The organism is Vibrio sp. 10N.247.310.98 (assembly GCF_041467395.1).
GTDB lineage: Bacteria > Pseudomonadota > Gammaproteobacteria > Enterobacterales > Vibrionaceae > Vibrio > Vibrio crassostreae_C.
The window spans coordinates 24,361-46,206 of the sequence record NZ_JBFSUL010000040.1 but is presented as its reverse complement, the minus strand read 5'-3'; the positions used below and the strand labels follow the sequence as shown (position 1 = coordinate 46,206).

20 protein-coding genes are annotated in these 21,846 nt (G+C 37.9%); 2 read left to right on the top strand and 18 right to left on the bottom strand.

The genetic code is table 11. The features are described from left to right. Positions 1-543: 543 nt before the first annotated feature. Positions 544-1,656 carry a glycosyltransferase gene (locus tag AB6E78_RS15585; RefSeq protein ID WP_372133894.1) on the top strand — a complete coding sequence of 371 codons (1,113 nt, stop codon included), beginning with the start codon at positions 544-546 and terminating at the stop codon, positions 1,654-1,656. Continuing rightward, a complete protein-coding gene (locus AB6E78_RS15580; protein WP_372133895.1) occupies positions 1,637-2,722 on the top strand; it encodes a glycosyltransferase family 4 protein in 1,086 nt (361 codons plus the stop codon). The genes AB6E78_RS15585 and AB6E78_RS15580 overlap by 20 nt, the downstream gene beginning before the upstream one ends. Before the next feature lie 81 nt (positions 2,723-2,803). On the opposite strand, the gene AB6E78_RS15575 is transcribed toward AB6E78_RS15580, so the two are convergent. From AB6E78_RS15575 to cysD, 18 genes are all read right to left on the bottom strand, one after another. Continuing rightward, the gene (locus AB6E78_RS15575) at positions 2,804-3,796 is read right to left on the bottom strand and encodes an NAD-dependent epimerase/dehydratase family protein (protein ID WP_372133896.1); all 993 of its coding nucleotides are present in this window, start codon (positions 3,794-3,796) and stop codon (positions 2,804-2,806) included. A gap of 29 nt (positions 3,797-3,825) precedes the next feature. After that, on the bottom strand, positions 3,826-5,826 hold the full coding sequence (locus tag AB6E78_RS15570) for a hypothetical protein (protein ID WP_372133897.1): 2,001 nt from the start codon (positions 5,824-5,826) through the stop codon (positions 3,826-3,828). A gap of 21 nt (positions 5,827-5,847) precedes the next feature. Continuing rightward, complete coding sequence (locus AB6E78_RS15565) at positions 5,848-6,912, bottom strand: sulfotransferase domain-containing protein (protein WP_372133898.1); 1,065 nt, start codon at positions 6,910-6,912, stop codon at positions 5,848-5,850. Between the two features lie 8 nt (positions 6,913-6,920). Next, entirely contained in the window at positions 6,921-7,790 is an 870-nt protein-coding gene (locus AB6E78_RS15560; RefSeq protein WP_372133899.1) for a sugar nucleotide-binding protein, read from the bottom strand. After that, positions 7,787-9,715, bottom strand: a complete 1,929-nt coding sequence (locus AB6E78_RS15555; RefSeq protein WP_372133900.1) for a hypothetical protein — start codon at positions 9,713-9,715, stop codon at positions 7,787-7,789. The genes AB6E78_RS15560 and AB6E78_RS15555 overlap by 4 nt, the downstream gene beginning before the upstream one ends. A 3-nt stretch (positions 9,716-9,718) precedes the next feature. After that, positions 9,719-10,084 carry a cupin domain-containing protein gene (locus AB6E78_RS15550; protein WP_372133901.1) on the bottom strand — a complete coding sequence of 122 codons (366 nt, stop codon included), beginning with the start codon at positions 10,082-10,084 and terminating at the stop codon, positions 9,719-9,721. Beyond that, the gene (locus AB6E78_RS15545; protein WP_372133902.1) at positions 10,071-10,754 is read right to left on the bottom strand and encodes a sugar phosphate nucleotidyltransferase; all 684 of its coding nucleotides are present in this window, start codon (positions 10,752-10,754) and stop codon (positions 10,071-10,073) included. Before AB6E78_RS15545 ends, AB6E78_RS15550 begins: the two co-directional genes overlap by 14 nt. A gap of 3 nt (positions 10,755-10,757) precedes the next feature. After that, a complete protein-coding gene (locus tag AB6E78_RS15540; protein ID WP_372133903.1) occupies positions 10,758-11,330 on the bottom strand; it encodes an SIS domain-containing protein in 573 nt (190 codons plus the stop codon). After that, positions 11,312-12,346, bottom strand: coding sequence for a hypothetical protein (locus AB6E78_RS15535; protein WP_372133904.1), 1,035 nt, complete (start codon positions 12,344-12,346; stop codon positions 11,312-11,314). The genes AB6E78_RS15540 and AB6E78_RS15535 overlap by 19 nt, the downstream gene beginning before the upstream one ends. Positions 12,347-12,360: 14 nt before the next feature. Further along, the gene (locus tag AB6E78_RS15530; RefSeq protein ID WP_372133905.1) at positions 12,361-13,389 is read right to left on the bottom strand and encodes a GDP-mannose 4,6-dehydratase; all 1,029 of its coding nucleotides are present in this window, start codon (positions 13,387-13,389) and stop codon (positions 12,361-12,363) included. A gap of 20 nt (positions 13,390-13,409) precedes the next feature. After that, a complete protein-coding gene (gmhB, locus tag AB6E78_RS15525; RefSeq protein ID WP_372133906.1) occupies positions 13,410-13,952 on the bottom strand; it encodes a D-glycero-beta-D-manno-heptose 1,7-bisphosphate 7-phosphatase in 543 nt (180 codons plus the stop codon). Further along, complete coding sequence (locus AB6E78_RS15520) at positions 13,945-15,009, bottom strand: ABC transporter ATP-binding protein (protein WP_372133907.1); 1,065 nt, start codon at positions 15,007-15,009, stop codon at positions 13,945-13,947. The genes gmhB and AB6E78_RS15520 overlap by 8 nt, the downstream gene beginning before the upstream one ends. After that, positions 15,009-15,785, bottom strand: coding sequence for an ABC transporter permease (locus tag AB6E78_RS15515; RefSeq protein ID WP_372133908.1), 777 nt, complete (start codon positions 15,783-15,785; stop codon positions 15,009-15,011). Before AB6E78_RS15515 ends, AB6E78_RS15520 begins: the two co-directional genes overlap by 1 nt. A 110-nt stretch (positions 15,786-15,895) precedes the next feature. Beyond that, positions 15,896-17,308: a sulfate adenylyltransferase subunit CysN gene (gene cysN, locus AB6E78_RS15510; protein ID WP_372133909.1), complete on the bottom strand. Its 1,413-nt coding sequence runs from the start codon at positions 17,306-17,308 to the stop codon at positions 15,896-15,898. A 53-nt stretch (positions 17,309-17,361) separates the two neighbouring features. Next, positions 17,362-18,324, bottom strand: a complete 963-nt coding sequence (locus AB6E78_RS15505) for a DHH family phosphoesterase (RefSeq protein WP_372133910.1) — start codon at positions 18,322-18,324, stop codon at positions 17,362-17,364. A 2-nt stretch (positions 18,325-18,326) separates the two neighbouring features. After that, a complete protein-coding gene (gene cysC, locus AB6E78_RS15500) occupies positions 18,327-18,956 on the bottom strand; it encodes an adenylyl-sulfate kinase (RefSeq protein ID WP_372133911.1) in 630 nt (209 codons plus the stop codon). Between the two features lie 19 nt (positions 18,957-18,975). Continuing rightward, positions 18,976-20,691 carry an SLC13 family permease gene (locus AB6E78_RS15495; protein WP_372133912.1) on the bottom strand — a complete coding sequence of 572 codons (1,716 nt, stop codon included), beginning with the start codon at positions 20,689-20,691 and terminating at the stop codon, positions 18,976-18,978. Positions 20,692-20,744: 53 nt separating this feature from the next. Continuing rightward, positions 20,745-21,659, bottom strand: coding sequence for a sulfate adenylyltransferase subunit CysD (cysD, locus tag AB6E78_RS15490; protein ID WP_050644518.1), 915 nt, complete (start codon positions 21,657-21,659; stop codon positions 20,745-20,747). Between the last annotated feature and the right edge of the window lie 187 nt (positions 21,660-21,846).

The following is a 21,846-nucleotide window of genomic DNA, read 5'->3' as shown; positions in this document are numbered from 1 at the left end:
ACATCACTTCACGCTACCCCTTATTCCATATGGGTTTTTCATGATCTTGCCCTGAGGCTTTACCTCGTACCAGATTTTCATTCCACACAGCATGCTGTCACCACTTAGAATATAACGTCGAAGAAATTATAAGTAATTTTTCGGCCCTGATTATTATTGATCAATATCATATTTAGTGATTGAATTAGTCGTAACTCACCTTTTTAATTCCATTCTGTTATCTAAACTGTATAAGATCAGGTCAGTTCACTGCATTCCACCTATTTTTAAAATTTCACCCAAAAAACTTGAGAAACACTGCGAAAATAACAGATTGGAACCCTAGAGTTACTCTATATCTAAATTTAATTACGCAACAAAACCACTCAAAAATCTCGGTTATGAGTGAAAAACATATGTTCGTACTAGATAAGTCAATAATAACATTGCTAGAATATCTCATGCAATGTTACTGTATTTTTACACAGCTATAATCCATGCAGTTCAGCGATTCAAACACCTTCAAAATTTGAATTTAACATACCACCTAGGAATCAAGATCAAATGAAAGTCCTTCACGTTTACAGAACATGTTACCCTGAAACAAGTGGGGGGGTTGAGCAAGTGATACGCTCAATTACCGAAGGGTGCATAGCTCATGGGGTAGAAAGCAAAGTTTTAACATTGGCAGATGAAAGCAAAGACGATTATAAGCAAAATAACGTGACTATCGTTACAGTAAAGAAGAGTTTTCAGGTTGCGTCTAACGGGTTTTCATTTCAGTTGATTTCAAGATTTCGAGAACTCGCTAAATGGGCGGATGTCATTCACTTTCACTACCCTTGGCCAACTGGTGACTTATTGGGTTTTTTCTTAAATAAGCCAAGTATTGTTACTTATCATTCCGATATAATCCGCCAAAAGTTTTTAAAGGTTTTATATCGTCCACTTGAACTTAACTTTCTTGACAAAGTAGACAAACTAATCGCAACCTCGCCCCAGTACGCAACATCCAGCAACAATCTTTCTCGATTTAAAAACAAAGTTGAAGTAATTCCATTAGGTATAGATGAAAGCCATTATAAACAACCTTCAAACAGTATATTGAGGAAATGGAAGGAAAAAGTTGGCGAACAGTTTTTTCTGTTTATAGGTGTATTAAGATACTATAAGGGATTAGATCATCTCTTAGAGGCCGCTTCATTATCAAAATTGCCAATTGTTATTGCAGGGAAAGGTCCAATGGAAAAACAGCTTCATGCTAAAGCTAAATCACTTGGCTTGAAAAATGTGGTTTTCGTTGGGTTCATAAGCGAAGACGATAAAGTCGCTTTACTAACTTTGTGCAAAGCTTTCGTATTTTCATCTCATTTACGTAGTGAAGCTTTTGGTGTTTCTCTGCTAGAAGCTCAATTATTTGGTAAGCCACTAATTAGCTGCGAAGTAGGAACAGGCTCCAGTTACGTGAATCAGCACCAGAAAACAGGACTAATAGTTGAACCTGCCAACCCCTTAGCTCTTGCAAATGCATTAAAAGAAATGAATGAGAACCCTAAGTTAGCAGAGCAATATGGCCAAAAATCGTATGAAAGATTCAAACGATTATTTACTAATAAGCAACAATGCGAACAATACTTTCAAATATATAGAGGTTTAGGTGAAAAAAATAGCAATTGACGCTAGACCACTTAGCGAAAAACTAACAGGTATTGGAAGGTACTTAAACGAAGTTCTACGAGAGATTTTTGAACAAGATAGAATTAACCAATACTATCTATACTCAAGTAAACCATTGTTGACCGACTTTAGTTGTTACGCAAACGTAAGAATTGTTCATTGTAATGTCAGGCACAAACTGATTGACTTTTTAATAAGCCAAACATTATTTCCTGTATGGTGTCTAAGAGATAAAGTTGACGTTTACTGGTCTCCCAGACATCACTTACCAATGATGCTTTCTTTCAATAAATCGATTAAAAAAGTCGTCACTATACATGACATAGTATGGTTAAAACACCCTTCGACAATGAATAAAAGTGGGCTATTGTTAGAAAGAATGTTGTTCAAACCTAGCGTACTACAAAGTAATACCATCATTACCCTCTCAAAGTTCACAAAGAAAGAGCTGATAAATGAACTAGCTATTAACCCAAATAAAATAACCACTACAGGAGCTGGAAGCTTTGTAAATGAATGTAGTCTTCAAAGTAACTGCAAAAATCACTCCTTTAAATCAGATTCAACACCTTACTTTCTTTTTGTTGGGACATTAGAGCCAAGAAAAAACTTACAAAACATCATTCTAGCCTTTTACGAGTTTTCTAAGAAAAATAAAGAAGTTAACCTTGTCTTAGTAGGGAGAGATGGTTGGGGAGACTTGAAAATATCCGATCTTATTAGTCGATATAATCTTGAAGAGAGAGTGGAGCAATGCGGATTTGTATCTGATGACCAACTTAAACAGCTTTACAAAAATTGCCATACATTATTGATGCCTTCTATATATGAAGGATATGGATTCCCGGCATTAGAAGCCTTAGTTATGAAGAAAAACGTCATTGTGTCAAAGCATAGTGCAATAGCAGAAATTCAAGGCGATAATATTTTAATAGCAGAGACTGACAATAAGAGCATTCACGAAGCTCTACTAAAAACCCTTGATATAGCCCCTACTAATCATGCAAAAATAGTAGCATCGTGGAAAAGACCGGCAAAGTTAACACTTAGTAAATTATTGGGCTGACAGAAAAATAACTATTGGTGCTTCATCAGTAAGGAGGCACCAATATATACAAAGAACAGAATATGCTTAATGCATGGTTCACTAATATTTATTTTTATTTTTATTTTTAACAAACGTTTTTAAATACCATTGACGCATTGAAAGCAAACCTTCATCTAACGAAACTAATCCATCATCATAATCAGGATATAAATTCCTCAATAACGTTTCGTCACAAATTTTATTGAGACGGCCCTGTGGCATATCATGTAGATATACAAACTCTGGTTCCAAACCATATAGCGCACACATTCTTTCAGCAAGTTCCTTCAAGGAAATTGTCTCTTTCAGCCCTACGTTATAAGTACCAGATTCTGTAGTTTGTCGCTTGGGTAACTCACAGATTATTCGAGCACAATCCGAAGCGTGCATATAATTTCGCCTTTGGCTTCCTGTCCCCCAAATTTCTAATTTTCCTTTATTGTCGAGTAGCTTCTTCACTAGCGATGGCAAACCTTGAGAGTTTTTACCAGCCCAAGTATATCGTTCTCCATAAATATTAAATGGTCGAACAACTATTAACTTTAGCCCTCTTTCTTTTGCATACAATCTACACTTGTCTTCCAAGAAACGTTTTGCTAATCCATAGCCAACATTTGCAAGTTCGGGAGTTCCAGTAAGCGGATACTCATCACTACAGTCCTCAACATTGTCGTCATAAACACAAGAAGAACTTATTATTACCAGCTCTTTCAAATTTGGAAAATGATCAAGATAGGATAGTAACGCATTAGTGATTTCATCATTATGTGTCATCATCTCGACTTGGTTTGAAGCAGAATACCCTATCCCCAGTACCTTACTGGCTGTGTGAATCACTTGGGTAACCCCTTCGACTACGTCACTACAAGTTAAATCCCTGATATCTTTTTCAATAAAATCAACAGACTCATAATATGACAAATATTCCTTTCGTCCACGATAAAAGTTATCTATTACAGTGACGTCTCTGCCGGAATTTATGAGATAGTCGCTAATATAAGAACCGATTAATCCAGCGCCACCAGTTACAATAACCTTATTATTTTCTTTCATACTTTTTAATCAACTTCATAGTTCGATAATTATCTAATTCCAAACTTAGCGAGTAACCGTGCAACAACACGTTTAAATGTAAGTTTTGAACTTTGGTTTATGAACTTTTTAACTTCGACCTTTAGATCTACTAGCTCTTGTTCAAGTTCCTTAGTTTTATTTGCTAACTCTTTTTCAAATTCCTTTGTTCTATTTTCTAGCTCTTGTTCAAGTTCCTTAGTTTTATTTTCTATGTCTAAGTTATTACTAGATATTAGATGCGTAGGGAACAACGAGTGCGTATCACGAGTGACATTCGGATTATAAATAAGAGTATCTAATATTGCTCCCTTAGATGTTGCATAGCTCTTGTTAATAAACACTTCAGTATTACGATTAAGATAATCAATGAAATTTACCCGCTCTATCGACACAGAAACTCTATTCCCATAAAAAACATTATCTCCGTCAATGATAGCAGCAGCTAGAAGAAGGTAACTAGGATCCTCTAAAATTATCGAACCTATGAGGTACTCTTTCTCTAGAACTCGCACTGAAAACATCATTGATGATGTGGGTAGAAGGTGTGAAAGTTCAAGCATGCTTGACTCTTCGCGAAACAACTTGAAAACATATTCTTCCAACCCATTAATAGGTCGAAATGTTAACGCAGTATTATAAGCAGATTCGGCTTCCCTTATATATGAACCGCTATACACCATAGCAACATCATCACGTTTAGAAAAAGCACTGACTAAGAGTTCAACATGGCGGCTATGCCAACACTCTAACTCATTTACAAAAATGAAATATCTACTAGTTATGTTATCCCTTACAACCCTCAGCATTGGTTGTTGTTCATTTGAAGAGAATAAGTTTGCCCCATAAACAATAGCAAAGTTAAAACTTTCTAAGAACTGTTTTAAGCTACTAGATAGCTGTTCTTGAGGTTCCAATACAACAACCACTCTAAAGTTGCCGTAAGTTTGACATGTCAAATTTTTTTGTACTTGCAGATTACCTATCTGCTTTAAAGTTACAAATATGTCAATGGAGTCAGACGATTCTATCGGTGAGAGAGCCTGCTTTCTGTGGTCATCTACAATACAAGAGAGAATATCATCAAGAAGAAACTTGCTATAAAAAATGTCCTGACTTTGCTTAGCTTTATTTCTAGCAGCGTCAGGATTAGCATTAGCCCAATCTACAATTGAAATTATTTGTGCTGCAATTTCATCGACAGACTTATTTCGCTTATCTAAATAAAACACTGAATCTTGAAAGTTATCTCGAACAAAGGCAATATCATCCGAAATCACTAAGCAACCTGATGCGCACGCTTCAAATAGTCGGTTAGTCATCATACCATATAGATTGTGCAAATCGTGCTGAAGCACGAGATAGATACCACACGATGAAGCAACATTCATAACGGAAAAACCATCGAAAGCTATCTGGCCTTTATATGACACTAGGCCTTCCCAATTGGGCTTACCATTAATTTTTTCTGGACCGTAAATTTCTAAACACCCGGCAGAATCAAGTTGAGAAAACAACTCCCCATGCCTGATCCCACCAGCACCATCGTTATTTACTCCACAATAAAAAACTTTATATGAAAGACGTTCTACGACATCTTTACAATATTTACGAGGCACCGATGGAAATAGATACTGAGCACTAATATTATTCTCTGGCAGGCGTTTTTTATAGTGTTCAACAATACTTTCCGAAGGAAAGATAAAGTGCTTATCACAGTTTAATGAGGAGTAATTATAATTCAATCTAACTTGAGAAGATGTAATACCGGGACAAAACCAATGGACATGATAAAGCACAGTATCTATAAATGTATGGTGTGATGGATCAAAAACTAAAGCAAAATCCAAAAGCTCAGAGATATCATTCCCCGATTCAACGTCAATTCCTCGTGGGTTGATGAAATAACACTTGTGACCTAAGGCCAGTGCTGCAACTCTAAGGCGCCTCATTATCTCCATTTCTGGGTGAACAGGAGAAAGATAAATTACACCAAAGCTAATATTATTCACTATAAAAATACTCGTTTTAGATCAAGACAGATGTTTACTTTCCAGTGAGGCAACTATATCCCGTTCTCTTTCCAAGAACTGTCCTCTTTTCTTATCGATAGCACTTTTGAGTTCATCGCGAGTTAGATCAGAGTTTTCTATAAGATAAGCTAGATATTCATTAAAGTTATTGTGATCGATGTAAAAATCGCTGAAGGAGAATGATTTCTTGTTTGGCTGCTCTTCAAACACTTGATTTAAATTTGGATACCTTTTCAAAAACTCATCAGAAAAAGAAAATGATTGCGCGAATTCTATCGAATATAGTTTGGGTAAGTCAGAATAAATGGGTACAGTACATTTTCCTTCGGACAATTCATCAAATACTGGTTTGAATCTTTCTACGTTATCTTGTGTCAAATCAAGATTATTGATAAACCAACAAAAATATGCAGATTCCAAATTGAGTGATTTATTCGTAAACCGAGGCCTTTCAATGGTTCCGCAATTAATTCCTACTATTGATAAAAAGTCATCAATTACATCTCCATTAACTAATGTATTTCTATCGAAGAGATTGACCATAACATTATCTTTACCAACCACATCGGCCCAAAGATTCACTTTGCCTTCGATATCTAAATAAGACTTATAGTGAGGGTCGTTAACCATATCATCGAATGTGTATTTTGCATTATTGTGTTTTACAAATTGGTAGAAAAGAGATTCAATCAAGTCTGAGGGGTTGCGAACATAAATTATGACTTTAATATCAAACTGTTTAGACAACCTATCTAGGAAGTGTTTTAAGTTATGACTACGTACTACATCCTCCCGGTCAAAATGCTCACTAGAACAAACGACTGTTTTCGCATTCATCATTGTGACTTCTTGATAAAAGCTATCTAGGTGAAAATTAAAATCCCCAAAACGTTCTATTCCAACCATAGATAGCGCTAAAGCGTTGTGGCCTAGAAAACACGCCGCACCAGGATAATGTACAGAGTTGTCTAACAAAACTTTTCTACTCTTTACAAGCGTACCTTGTATTGCTGAAGTTCCTGTCTTCGGTTGACCAATATGAAGATATAATTTTTTTCTATTCATAATAAACTCTATAAATATCCGTCAGTTTTTATTTCAGTTAAGGACAATAATCGCTTTAGCTTACTATTAGATAGAATTACATTCTTAGGTCTTTTAGCTGTAAAAATCCCAGAATCATCTATTGAAATTTTTGATATACGATCATGTTTACTACTTTCAACTATTTTCAAACCGATTTCATACTTGGTTAACACTTCATCAGTTGCAATATTTATAGCGCCAGTAGGGATTTTCCAAAATTTAGTCATCAACTCAACTGTATACGCCGACGCCTGACGGAAAGAAATAACACTTCGGAATGAATCTTCCATTAGAGATATTCCCTTATCCGTGTTACATGCTTGTTTAATAACATCATAGAAGTGAGGTTTAGATATAATTGATGGCCCAATAAGAAAACAATATCTCACAACTTTAAAGCCTCTAGAGGATACTATATTTTCAGCTAGCAGCTTCTGTTTTCCGTACTCGTTAACTGGACTCAAGGTGCTAAGTTCATTAAAAGCATTAAAGTCTATACTTTCACCATAAACATTATCTGTTGAAGAGTAAATAAGATCTGAGTTTTCCGGTAGCCTACTTACAAAGTAAGACAGTCCTGTAATATTTATATCCCAAGCCTGCTGCCAATCCTCTTCAACCTTGTCTGGGTGATGTAGTGCAGCCAGATAGTAGAAACTATACTGCTCATCGGCATCAAGCTCTGATAAGAAGGAGTCTATCGAGGCCACGTCACCAACATCTAACTGTTTCCAATCTTCATTAGCGATTGGCTCTTTTTTCGTTCTATATGTTGCAATTACATGTTTTTCATTAGCTAGACAAGAAAGTATGCTACTACCTAAATATCCGCTCGCACCTATTACTACATGAATCATTTATTGAGCCCCCCTTTAATGGACCTAAATATTTTCTGACAAACTCGTTGGAATGTCGGATATTTCGAAAAGAACTCCCACATTATCCTTTTTTGAGTACGTACAAATAGTTCATCTGTTAAAATAACATTAGTTGAGCCTCCTCCCGACTGTGCAATAGCGGCATGAGGATTAAACCGATAAGTATCACGAATCGTTTCCAGCTGCTTTATTAAATCGAATTTAACTCTATCTTGCGCTTTATAACCTTTAATAACCGCTGTAGGAGAGTTGCTAAATGCCATGGTATTGTTAAGTGCAGCATGTGCACTAAATACACTTGGTAATTCTTCATCAAGATACCAAGTATTAAAGCCTTTCGTGTATCTAAACATTAATGCTGAAAGCCTTGGACGATGAGCTAAACTAATCATACTCTCTCTTGCAGCAGGTTCACCAAAATATTCAACTTCACGCTTACCTTCACTATCTTCAGTTATCCAACCAGAACATACCGCATCAGCTCCTTCATTGAGTATTGGGTACGCTAATGAACTCAAGTGATTAGAAAATATTACATCGCCTTGAACCATATACAGAGTTAGAGATAGTTCGTTTTCCGCTGCTATTTCCTGCAAGACTCTACCTTTAAGAATAATACGCTGCTTCTCTACAGTAGTCCCAATCGATTCTTGGTCTACAGTCTTTATATGGTATTCGCCATTAAGATTCTCTAATATCGACTGTAATTCAGATTCTTGTTGTGTTTTCACTACAACGAGTGTCTTAACCTTCGGATATGTTTGCTTATCTACGGAAATAAGAGTTTGCTCTAAATACTCCTTTTCAATCCCTGCGGTCGCATCCACGATCACTGTTGTTGTTTCAACATTTCCTTCAGTAACCTGACAAATACTTTCTACTTGCTTCTTTCTGTCGTCGAAGCTATTTACAATAGTCTTCAATTGATGCTCAAGACCAAATATTTCCCTGTATCTCTCATGGCCTTTTCTTGCAAGTTGCTTTGCTTCATCTGGATTAGCTTTTATCCAGTTAACATGACTTACAATTTGATTGCAGGTTTCTTCATAGTTTTTTGAATAAGAAATTGGTAGTACTACATCACCAAAATTATCCATGACGAATTTATTGTCGTCAGAAATGATGACAGCGCCTGCTTCTAAACTCTCATATAATCTATTAGTCGCAGCATGACTATCACGATGAGTGTCTGAAGAAAGTACTAATGATATTCCACATTCTTGTATAACTTTGATAGTTGAAACCCCATCGAAAGGAATTTCACCATGAAAACTCTTAAAGCCCGCCCATGGCTTATGTCCAAGAAATAGCTCTGGCCCATGAAAACGCATAAATCCCTGTTGATCCAACAATTGGAACAGTTCATGATGGCGACCGTTTTTATTAGCAATCCGTTCCCAATTTATACCTGAATAAAATACTTTTTGAGAGTCGCTATCAAGGCCGTGCATAACTTCTCTTTCGACATAAGGTACCGAAGGTACCATGTGAAGAGCTTCGTCAATATTTCTCCGGGAAGAGCCTACTAAGTTCTGCAAATGAGAAAGTATAGGTTTTGAGTTGTATACTAGATAATCGTCCGCTGTTGCGAACTGACGACTTGCTACTGGATAGCCCCAATCGAAAAAGAATGGAGGTGGGTTCCAAGTTGTAGCAAACGTAAACTTATCAAATACTTTTGGTGAAGCAAAATGAAGATTCAGCACAAATGCTACTTCATCTAGGTCGCATACTCGAGGTCCAAGCTTTTCATAACCTTGATCATTAAGTTCAATAACCAAACCTTGGGGATCAATTACAAGACATTCATAACCACAACGTTCAGCGGCTAATTGAATGCGTTTAATTACTTCATACTCTGCATTTTTAACTTCTGGCCAATCTGCCAATACTGCAAACTTCATATTTTACCCTTGATGAATATCCATTCCTTCGTCAGACTCAACGCCTTTATCATAAGCTGATATTAGCTGACATGATGTCAGAAACTCAAAGCTGTGAGATATATTAGCCTTGATTTTGAACATATCTCCAGCTACAAGGATATGCTCTTCAATTGTATTGTTATCAAGAGTGTTGAGCTTTAGTCTTATCTCTCCAGAAATGATATAGAACATTTCCACATTGTTTTTGTGATAATGCCCACCTCTTAACGCACCTGCTTCCGAGGTAATATAATTTACTTGTGACCATCCTTCTCTAAAAAGCTGAGTTAATGCTCCGCGCTCATCCTTAAACTCGAAGTCAGGTTTAATAAACTCAATCAATGACATGTTGTGCTCGTTCATAGTCTTCTGGAATTCCTATATCAATAAAGTCAGTTTCGTCAATTGGTTTATAGCGAGATACATTAATGCTGGCGCCTTCCAAACCACTCTGCATAAACTCTTCAAATGAGAAACTTCCTGTCGGCATATTTATTATTAGGTTCTTAGACATAAGATAGACACCAGCGTTGATATCACCAGATGATTTAACTTTTTTCTCGTCAAATCCTATAACCTTGTCATCAAGTGTCCTAACTAAACCGTATCTATCGGCCACCTCGATGAATTTTGTAGCGATCATCAAATCATTTTTCGAGTAGTTTTCAATCATGTCTGTTAATGATATTGGGTAATAAGTGTCGCCGTTTACTACGAAATACTGGTCTTCTTTGCATTCATTAGAGGCCAGACGAATAGCACCACCAGTTCCCAGAGGTTGCTCTTCAATTACATAACGTATTGGTACACCTTTAAACTCATTCTTAAAGTGTTCAGTGATCACCTCATATTTATATCCTACTGAGACAATTAATTTGGAAGCTCCCTGAGAGATTAACCAATCAAACTGCTTCTCAAGAAATGGAACACCCTTTATTAAAGCCATCGGTTTAGGGCTTTCACCAATAACGCTACGTAAGCGGGTGCCTTTACCACCCGCTAAAACAATTACTTCCATCTTTTATCCAAATATTTCATTTTCAACGATGCCACAAATAATATGGCCGACAAGAATATGGGATTCTTGAATACGAGGCGTTTTATTGGATGGAATGGATAGCACATGATCAGAAATTGAAAGGATTTCACCTTGATTGCCACAAAGTCCGACTGTTGTTACACCCAAGTCTTTAGCTCTATGAAAAGCTTTGAGGACATTTTTCGAATTACCAGACGTAGAAATACCAATAAATATATCACCAGGTTTACTGTTGGCTTCTAACTGCCTTTCAAATAATTTGTCGAAGCCATAGTCATTTCCGATAGCTGTAATCATAGAAGTATCTGTTGTTAAAGCTATAGACGGTAGCCCTGGTCTATCAAATTCAAATCTACTAACGAACTCTGCAGCGATATGTTGAGCATCGGCAGCACTTCCACCATTGCCGGCTAAAATAACTTTATTACCGTTTTTGAATGCTTCAATACATAATACAGAAACTTTTTGTATTGATTCAATTAGCTCTTTATTCTCTAAGATCAGTTTTTTAGTTTCGATCGAATCGTTGATCGACTTTAAGATATAACTTTCCAACTTGTTGCTCCTTCACTTTCAAATTTCACTGGATATGCACTACCGGGTAATTCACTTAGGTTAGTAATAACATCAATTATGTAGGTAGGTTTTACAAACATCATGACAAATCCGCCACCGCCAGCACCAGACACTTTGGCTGAGATAGCTCCATTTTTAACTGCTACATCATAAATTTCTTCAATTAATGGATTGGATATTGATTTGGAAGTTTGCTTCTTAGCTTCCCATGCTCTTTTTAAAATATCAGCCATAGAAGACACTGATGATTTGAGTAGTGCTTCCTTCATATCGACAGCAGACTGTTTAATTGAATGCATAGCGTTTAATGCATCTGAGCTGTCTTTTGAGTGAACTGACTTTTTCTGTTCCTCGATAATTTTCGCTGAAGCACGTGAAGAGCCTGTAAAGTATGTCAATAAACATGTTTCAAGTTCATTCTTAAACTCTTGTTTTATGTTTAATGGATGAACTATTACATCATCTTCTTTGAACTCTATGAAATTAAAACCACCAAATGCTGCAGCGTACTGGTCTTGCTTACCTCCAGCCAAGCCACAATCTTTGCGTTCGATATCATAGGCAAGTTCTGCAATTCCATATTCATCAATCGGAATATTGAGTAACTCTTGAAATGCTTTGATTACTGCTACGGTAATTGCAGAAGAAGTTCCAAGGCCGCTACCCAAAGGAGAATCTGCATAAGTCGTAACCCCCACGGATAGAGGTTGACCGTCATTGTAGTCTTTAACTATTCGGTTATAGATAGCTTTTATGAGCTGGAGATTGTCATTGGTACACTCTAGTACCGAGACTGCACTACCATTCCAGGTCTCCTCAATATCTTTTGCGTGAAAGTAGAGCTCTCCCTCCTCTACCGTTTCAATCGTGCAGTGCGCATAAAGGGAGATAGTTGTATTAAGTACATAACCACCAAATTGATCAGAGTAAGGAGAAACATCCGTCCCCCCCCCGGCAAGCCCTAGTCGTAAGGGAGCTCTAGATCTTACTTTCATTTTCCTAAATCCTTTTATCTATTCAACGGTACTCGACCATTACTCAACTCATTTCGCCAGTGCTGCAGTAGGTCTTTGAACATATCTTTTGTTTTGATTTCTGGTTTCCAATCAATGAACTGCTTGATCTTGGCATTATCAAACATTTGATAATCAGCATCGATAGGTCTTAGGCGGTCTTCATCCGTAACTACAGATATATCCTCTTTGGTACTCAAAGAGATTAAGAGCTTTATAACTTCTGGTAATTGATATGCTTCTTCTCCGGCAATATTGAATGCTTCTCCACAAGGAACGTTTCCTTTTTCACTCTCTAAGGCAAGGAGGTAATATGCGCGGACCGCATCTCGAGCATCTTGGAAGGTTCGCGTACTCGCCAAATTACCAACCTTTATTTTAGGCTCTTGAAGGCCAGCTTCAATCAATGCAATCTGCTTAGCCACTGTACTCTCGAAGAATACATCACTACGTCTAGGCCCACTGTGAGTCCCCATTCTAGTTACGAATGTTTTAAGACCATATGCCTCACCATAAAACTGCCCCAGATAGTCAGTTCCAATTTTGCTGATGCTATACGGACTAGCTCCATGAAATTTAGTATCTTCATTGAGAGATGTACCCACTTCAGCTTTTCCGTAAACTTCACTAGAAGAACACACGTGAATAACTGGATTGTATGCATCACTTAGCTTCAGGGCTTTGATACTCTCCAAAAGGTTTGCAGTACCCATTATGTTAGTTTGGAGCGTTTCTAATGGAATATCAAACGATGTTCTTGGAAACGATTGCGCCGCCAAATGGAAAATATAATCCGGTTTTTCTTCAAGAAGTAACTTAAATAGCGATGAGTAATCATTTAGGTCTGCATAGCGAATACTCACCCTGTCGTTGCTATTGATACGTTCAGTTAAATGGTAAATATTGTCCATTGGCTCTTGCCAGCGCATCATTCCTACTACATTCAGACTAGTGTTTTCTAAAATATAATCGGCCATTTGAGAACCTACCTGACCGGTAAAACCTGTTATCAGTACTTTTTTCACTTTTTATTCTCCAACTTAGCTCAAATAGAACTACTTTTAAATTCTTCAACAACATGATGTAGCGAATCATATACTCTGGACTGCTCCGTTGTTAAATACTTACTATTAATTAGATAGGTTTCATCTAATCCCGCTTTCTCTGCGGCTAGAATATCGGAAACCTTATCTCCAACTAAAACCGACAACTTTAAGTTCAGTTTATGTTTTGCAGCTGCATCCAATATCATTCCAGGGTTTGGCTTGCGGCACTGACAATCTCTTAGGTATTTACCGCTCCCTTTTTCGGGATGATGCGGGCAATAGAAAACATCATCTATTTTTACATCATTTTTCTCAAACTCTTCAATCATCCAGTTCGTTAGAGTATTAAAATCTTCTTCTGTATAGTAACCACGAGCAATGCCACTTTGATTGGTTACTATTATGATTTTAAATCCAAGCTCATTGATTTTTCGACACGCTTCAAATACCCCTTCGATGAAATCAAATTTTTCAACGCTTCCAACGTGTCCATGATCAACATTAATCACACCATCTCTATCCAGAAAAAATGCTTTACTCACTGACTTCTCCAAATTCAATTCTTAACATTTTGCCAATACATTCTTCATGCTCAATGATTATTTGAAACTCACCATTTAGTGGCAATGAAGCATTTCTATAGCGTGCGCATTTTGCAGATTCGTATTTTGGGTACCTCGTAAAATAAGCCGGTGATGCTGTCGGCCCACTTAGACAGATAGAGTCTTTTTTGTTCTCATGCATTAACTTCACAGATTTAATTGGTCTTTGTTTTTTATCAACAATCACAATATTAAACTTGAATTCAAGTTCTGATTCATTATTTTCCAACGGTTCAATTTGAAATATATAATCATCAGAAACCTCACAATCCAATACTTCTACACCAAACTTAGAAAACAATAAATGCATATTGTAGGTATTATATATTTCATCTGGTAAACCAACAGCACGAACCACACCATTTTCTATCCAAGCTAGTCGATCAGAAAGTCTAGATACTTGATTTTCAGAATGTGAAACCAAAACCACCGTAATATTTGACCTTATTTTACTTTCTAGTGCTGTTTCTGCTTTCTGCCTAAAGTTTACATCTCCGACCCCTAATACTTCATCAATTAATAAAACGTCAGGGGAAATATTCATTGCAATAGAAAACGCTAACCGAGCTCGCATACCTGATGAGTATGCTTTCGTTCGTTTATCGAAAAATTCTCCTAGCTCGGAAAATTTTTTGATTTCACTTAGTACAGATTCAACCTCACGCTTCCTATAACCCATTAACATACCGCTAATAACTGCATTTTGTCGGCCAGAAAGATTAGGATCAAAGCCCGCAGCTAAAGCCATTAAAGATACGCTTTTGGTATTATGTTTAATTTCACCTTTATCTGGCTTAATTATACCGGCCAAAAGTCTTAAAAGAGTTGACTTACCTGCTCCATTACGACCAATAATACCAAGTGTTTCTCCTTTATAAACTTTAAAAGAGATGTCCTTCAATGCGTGATATTCATCAAACCTAAATAAGGTTTTCCGCTCTCTATAAGTGATAGCAACATTATTAAGTTCTATCATAGTTTTGGGGAAATCGCTCATTACTCAAGCACCACCCTTGGTAGAACAAATTCTAGCTTCTTATATAAGTATGCTGCGAGCAATACCATAATGAAACCAAAAGTCGCCACATAGCCTAGCTGAAGGAAATTGGGTGCCATACCATCGAGAAGAGTATCTCGATAAGCAGCTAACAACACAGCTACAGGGTTAAGAAAAAAATAACTGTGAAGTGATACGGGAACATCGTGATGACTAAAAAATATGCCAGAGCAGAACATTAAAAACTGCAGCCCTGTAGGTATAACAAAAGTCATATCTCTAATAAAGGGAACCACTATGGCCGAAAGTAGTGCAAAACCTACTAAAAGAATCAGTTGGATCACTATAATAGGAATAACGTATAACGTTGTAAGTGGAAGCCCTCCCAAATAGTAATATAAGAAAACAAGAAGCAAAAAAAATACGATTATTTGTTTTACGAAATCTTGAATCACGAATGTCAAAGGAAAGAATATCTTTGGTATGTGTAACTGATTTATTAACTGCTTCCCTTGTAAAATACTTCCCATACTATGACTTATAGTTTTGGCAAACCAAAGCCAAGGAATTAAACCTGTTAACAAAAATGCTATATAGCCATCTCCTCCTCGATTTAATAAAAATGAAAAAACCAAGAAATACACGACCATATGCATTAGAGGCTCAATGACCCACCAAGCATAGCTAAGATAATTTACCGAAGCCTCCGATCTTAGGTTCATCATTGCCTTAACCCAGATCAGCTCAATCGTTTTTTTAAACTCTATTGAATACATAATTTAAATCGATTATACCGCTATCTTACGATAGCTTTATTTTTAACGTCATCTCAATTTACAGAGATAGTAATTTCACAAGAATATCCCGTGATTACAACTGTTGCTATTTAGATGACTTTACATCCCCACTCGGGAAACTGGTGGCGAATAAGAGCATTGAGCGCTTTATCTGTCTCTGTATATACACGTTCAGAGGCACCAAACTCATCGCATGAAATAGACTTTATCATTCCCGTCCCAACAGTTATATGGGTATGACGGTCAATAATGATAAATGAACCAGTCGCAGGCAAGTGTTCATACTCATCTGCAGCAATCTTGTCAGTAAAACTTAGCGAAGTTAAAGCAATCTCATTCAAGTCTAAACTTTCGGCTCTCTCTGCATGCTGCTGAAGTGTATTAACATCCACTTTATGTAGAATCTCGCCAACTTTACCTGTACATACCTTTGCTGAGAACTTAAAGCTGTACTCCTTATGTGTACGTAATGGGTTATCATCCATCCAGACAATATGAGCATCCAGTTTATTTGTCACGGATGGTTCATGACCTTTATGTACAAGCATATCGCCACGAGAAACGTCTATTTCATCTTCCAACGTAATCGTTATTGCTTGTCCTGGTTGAGCTGACGCAAGCTCCCCATCATAAGTAAAAATAGATTTAACTTTTGACGATTTTCCTGAAGGTAATGCTGTGATTTCATCACCCACACAAACTAAGCCTGAAGCTAATGTACCGCAGAAACCACGAAAGTCGAGATTAGGACGATTCACGTACTGGACAGGGAAACGCATGCAATCTAAATTTTTGTCTTGATCAACTTTCACCGTCTCAAGCAATTTCATCAATGTAGCTCCTGGGTACCAATCCATCTTTTCGCTGGGTGTTACAACGTTATCGCCTTTCAGGGCTGAAATTGGCACAAAGCGAATATCATTTATGTCGAAATCCTTCGCCATATCACGATAATCAGCTTTAATCTGTTGATATACATCTTGACTGTATTCCATTAAGTCCATTTTATTGATAGCCACAATAATGTGCTTGATACCTAGTAGCGAGCAGATGTAACTGTGGCGTCGCGTCTGTGTTTGAATACCGTAGCGCGCATCGACCATCACAATCGCCAAATCACATGTCGAGGCACCTGTAACCATATTACGTGTATATTGCTCATGCCCTGGGGTGTCAGCAATAATAAACTTGCGCTTATCAGTAGAGAAGTAGCGGTAAGCCACATCAATTGTGATGCCTTGCTCACGTTCAGATTGCAAACCGTCAACTAACAATGCTAAGTCAAACGATTCATCTGTGGTATTGAACTTCTGAGAGTCCTTCTCAATTGCGGCCATCTGATCTTCGTAAATCAACTTGCTGTCAAAGAGTAAACGACCGATCAGTGTCGACTTACCATCATCTACGTTACCGCAGGTTAAAAAACGCAATAAATCTTTGTTTTCATGAACTTTTAAGTATGCTTCAATATCTTGAGCGATGAGTTCTGAGCTATGTGACATGGTATTTCCTTACTTGTCTAGGCTTGAATTTCTATTCTTCAAACCGACCAAACTTATTTATAAAAACGATTTAAAATTTCAATGAATTTATCTTTCTCATCGATAGGTAGAGCATTAATGCCCGCGGCAGCTTTTCGCCCCCCTCCGGTCGAGAATTGACTACAAACCTCATCGGCACCTGTTCGATTATTTAAAGGGGCGCGCACACTCACCGTAAAGTCTCGCTGATTTTCATTCAACGTTAGAACCGCATGTGCTTTATCTGGTGCTTGGTTAGCTAATGCATTACCAAATACACCGCTTATACGCCTTGCCCATGGCTCGCAAGGTAGCTCGTAGATCGTTGATACGTCAGAAGTATCGATTGGCGCTATCGAGTCAACATGTTGATTGTCGGCTTCATACCCTTTCTTTAACACGTAGTAAGGAGACCTTTTATCTCTTTTGAGCTCAAAAGGTGATGAATACTGCATCAGTTGTTGAAATAATTCACCTGGAGCGATATGCAAATCGTCAATTGATGCCCCATAACCGTTATAGTTAATTAAAGTACCCAACTCTTTCAAAAATATTCGTTCACCCTGATTTAACCCGATGACATCAGCCAGATTCTCAGCATTGACGAACATGTTATCACCGTATGCACCAACTATGGCCCAATCAGCATACCGACTGGCTAAATGCTGATTAATTAACAGACTTGTGCAGGTATTAGCATCTAGATTAATGAGAGCAGTAAAGTTATCTGCTTGGGGTACTTCTCCCGTACGATGATGATCACAATAGAAAAGAGGGATGTCTCTTTCAATTAGGTTGTAGAGTGCATCAATGTTCTTCTCCATCGATATATCTAAAATAGTACAACCACTGACATCACTTTCTTTCGCTACATTTTGTAAAAGCTTAATATCACGTTTCACACCGGTTATGAGTTTTGAGCATTTAGGCTCCGCCTTACGTAATTGAAGTAGGGCAATAATCCCATCAGCATCGCCATTGAATACATCGTAATGCATAATTAAATATATCCTAACTTCGCTAATCGATTAATAACGGCTTCAGCACATGTTTCTATAGATTTACCCTCTGTCTCAATATGAATCTCAGCATTCAGCGGCGTTTCATATTTCGAATCAATGCCTGTAAAGTTTTTAATCTCACCGGAGCGTGCTTTCTGATAGAGCCCTTTAGGGTCACGCTGCTCACATACCGACAACGGTGTATCAATAAACACCTCTAGGAATTCTCCTGCCGATAGTAACGCTCGGGCTTGTTCTCGGTCAGCTATGAAAGGAGAAATAAAGGCTGTCAATACTATGGTGCCCGAATCCACAAATAGCTTCGCGACTTCTCCAATACGGCGAATATTCTCTATACGGTCTGTATCACTAAAGCTAAGATCTTTATTTAGACCGTGACGTACGTTATCTCCGTCAAGTAAATAGCTGTGCTTACCTAAACTTAATAATTTACTTTCGACTGCATTCGCAACTGTTGATTTTCCTGATCCGCTTAACCCTGTAAACCACAAAACTACTGGTGTCTGCTGTTTTTGTTTAGCGCGCTGCTCGTGTGTCACCGTAGAGTCATGCCAGACAACATCATCGCTGACAGAATCATTATCTTTTGTTACGTAAGGAGATTTCATTATTGCAACTCATATAAAACTAAAATGGGAAGACCATCGGAATAGCAATTGTGGCGATTACTACATATGAAATAGTAACCACCCAACCGACTTTGACAAAATCTAAAAAGGAATATGCCCCCGCATTCATCACCATTAGATTTGTTTGGTAACCAAATGGACTTATAAACGAGGCACTCGCTCCATAGGCTACAGCCATAGCTAGCGGTAAATAATCAATATTAAAAGTCGTAGCCAATGCTAACGCTATTGGTAGCATAATGGCGGCGGCGGCAGTATTAGTCATAATTTCAGTCAACAGAATAGTCAAAACCAACACGCCGACTAACATCCAAGATGGCGATAAATATCCTGCAACCGATTCAAAGGATTGAGTTAATGCTAAAGCTAGACCGCTACTAGAAAATGCACTAGCAATACATAAAGCTGATACAAGAATCGTTAATAGCTCAAATGGGAAACGCCGCCTTAATTGAGTGCCATCAATAATTTTGCTAGCCAAAGATAGCAACAAGAATCCAGACAAGGCTTCGATCAGATCTAAACGAGTACACGCGGCTAAAACTATAGAAAAGATAAAACCTATAATTCCCAATACATTTTGGGGTTTGGATAGAGGACTTTTTAGTGACTTATCACTTAACAAAAAGAAGTTTCGCGATAAATTAGGTCGTTTTTTAAAATCATCTCCGACAGCAAGAATGAATTTATCACCACTCTGAATAATACATTCCCCGAGCTTGCCAGAGATGCGCTTACCTTGTCGTGCTATTGCGACTACAGCAGCATCAAAGCGAGACCGAAACTCAACTTGTTTTAAAGTTTTTCCTATCAAGATAGATTCAGGACTTACCAACACTTCTACTAGATTCTTGTCAAGCTCAAATTCTTCTTCAACGTAAAGCTTTAATCCATCAAAAGAAGTAAGCTGCTTGACTTCAGACACATCACCGCTAAATACAAGCTTATCCCCTACTAATATATTTTCACTTGGAGATACGGGAGATATAAGCTGTTTATCACGAATTATCTCGGTCAAAAAAAGGCCATCTAGAGAACGTAAACCGTTGTCCAATACGCTTTTACCCGCCAGTTTACTGCCTTCCTCGACTTCCGCATCCAAAAAGTAGTTTCCCGATGACTCCATCTTCGCGGGTTCATCAGGCAGAAAACGGGAGACTATCATCACCATCAACCCACAACCGAGTAACAAACATACACCTACAGGGAAGAAAGCGAAGATTGTCAATCCAGAGTAGCCTTGCTCTTCGAGTAAACCGCTGACCACAAGGTTGGTTGCAGTTCCTATCAAGGTTAAAGTTCCCCCAAGAATGGAGAAATATGACAAGGGTATAAGGAGTTTTTTGGGAGCGTGAAACGGGTTTTTTAGAACACTCCCCATTAAAGTGGCAACTACTGCTGTATTGTTTAACACACTAGAACTTAACGCCCCAAGAGCCCCCAAGCGCAGCAAAGATTGCCAGTAATCACTATGAGATAGAGTTTTAGCAGCCCAATTGAGTAAAACTGTTCTCTCTAGCACAAGAGAAGAAAGCAGTAAAAGCAGCAAGGTGACCACTGAACTATTTGTAGCGGCTGAGAAAATTACTTTTTGAGAAATTTGCCCGAACATATAGAGCACCGCCACAGCAAAAACAAACACGTAGCTGGCTCGAAAACGATTACTTATTAATGCTGCAATCAACCCAACAAGAACACATGCGGTGACAATCATACTTTAATAACTCAAGTAATATTCAAAATGGCGATGTAGCAGTCCTAACCCGATTAGAAGTAGCCTTCACGTTTTTTCTTCTCCATTGAACCAGAGCTATCGTGGTCAATGGCACGCCCTTGACGCTCTGAAGTGGTTGTTAGTAACATTTCTTGGATAATTTCAGGGAGAGTAGTCGCTTCAGATTCAACTGCACCTGTCAGTGGGTAACAGCCAAGGGTACGAAAACGTACCATTTTTTCCTCTGCCACTTCACCTTCTTTAAGTTCCATACGCTCATCATCAACCATAATCAACATACCATCACGCTCAACCACAGGGCGAGGCTTAGATAGGTATAAACCCGGGATTTCAATATTTTCTAGGTATATATACTGCCAGATGTCTAACTCTGTCCAGTTAGACAATGGGAATACGCGGATGCTTTCACCTTGGTTAACCTTACCATTGTAAATATTCCACAGCTCTGGTCGCTGGTTTTTTGGGTCCCAACGATGGTGTTCATCACGGAAAGAGTAGACTCGTTCTTTCGCTCGAGATTTTTCTTCGTCACGTCGCGCACCACCAAAGGCTGCATCAAAACCGTGCATATCTAGAGCCTGCTTTAGACCTTGAGTTTTCATAATATCAGTATGTTTAGAGCTACCATGCACAAACGGATTAATGTTCATAGCTACACCTTCAGGGTTTTGATGAACAATCAACTTCATTCCAACCTTCTCTGCCATGTAATCGCGAAATTCAATCATTTCTTTGAATTTCCACGTGGTATCAACGTGCATAAGTGGAAACGGAGGTGTACCTGGAGCAAACGCTTTTTGTGCTAGGTGAAGCATCACAGAAGAGTCTTTGCCCACAGAATACAACATCACAGGATTATCAAACTCAGCAGCCACTTCTCGCATAATATGGATAGATTCAGCTTCCAATTGCTTTAAGTGAGTCATTTTTTCAGGGGTAATCTTCATTGTCATACTCTATTTGTTTATCAACTACCAGTACCGCCCATATATAGCAGCAATAGTCGAATTGTAGTTTAACCAGGCACGCTACCGCCCATTAGTATTAAGCGAAACTACACTACGCTATTATTGGGATCAGTAACTTTCAAAAATTAGGCCATTCTCGCATTTCATATCCAAAGAGGCAAATCAA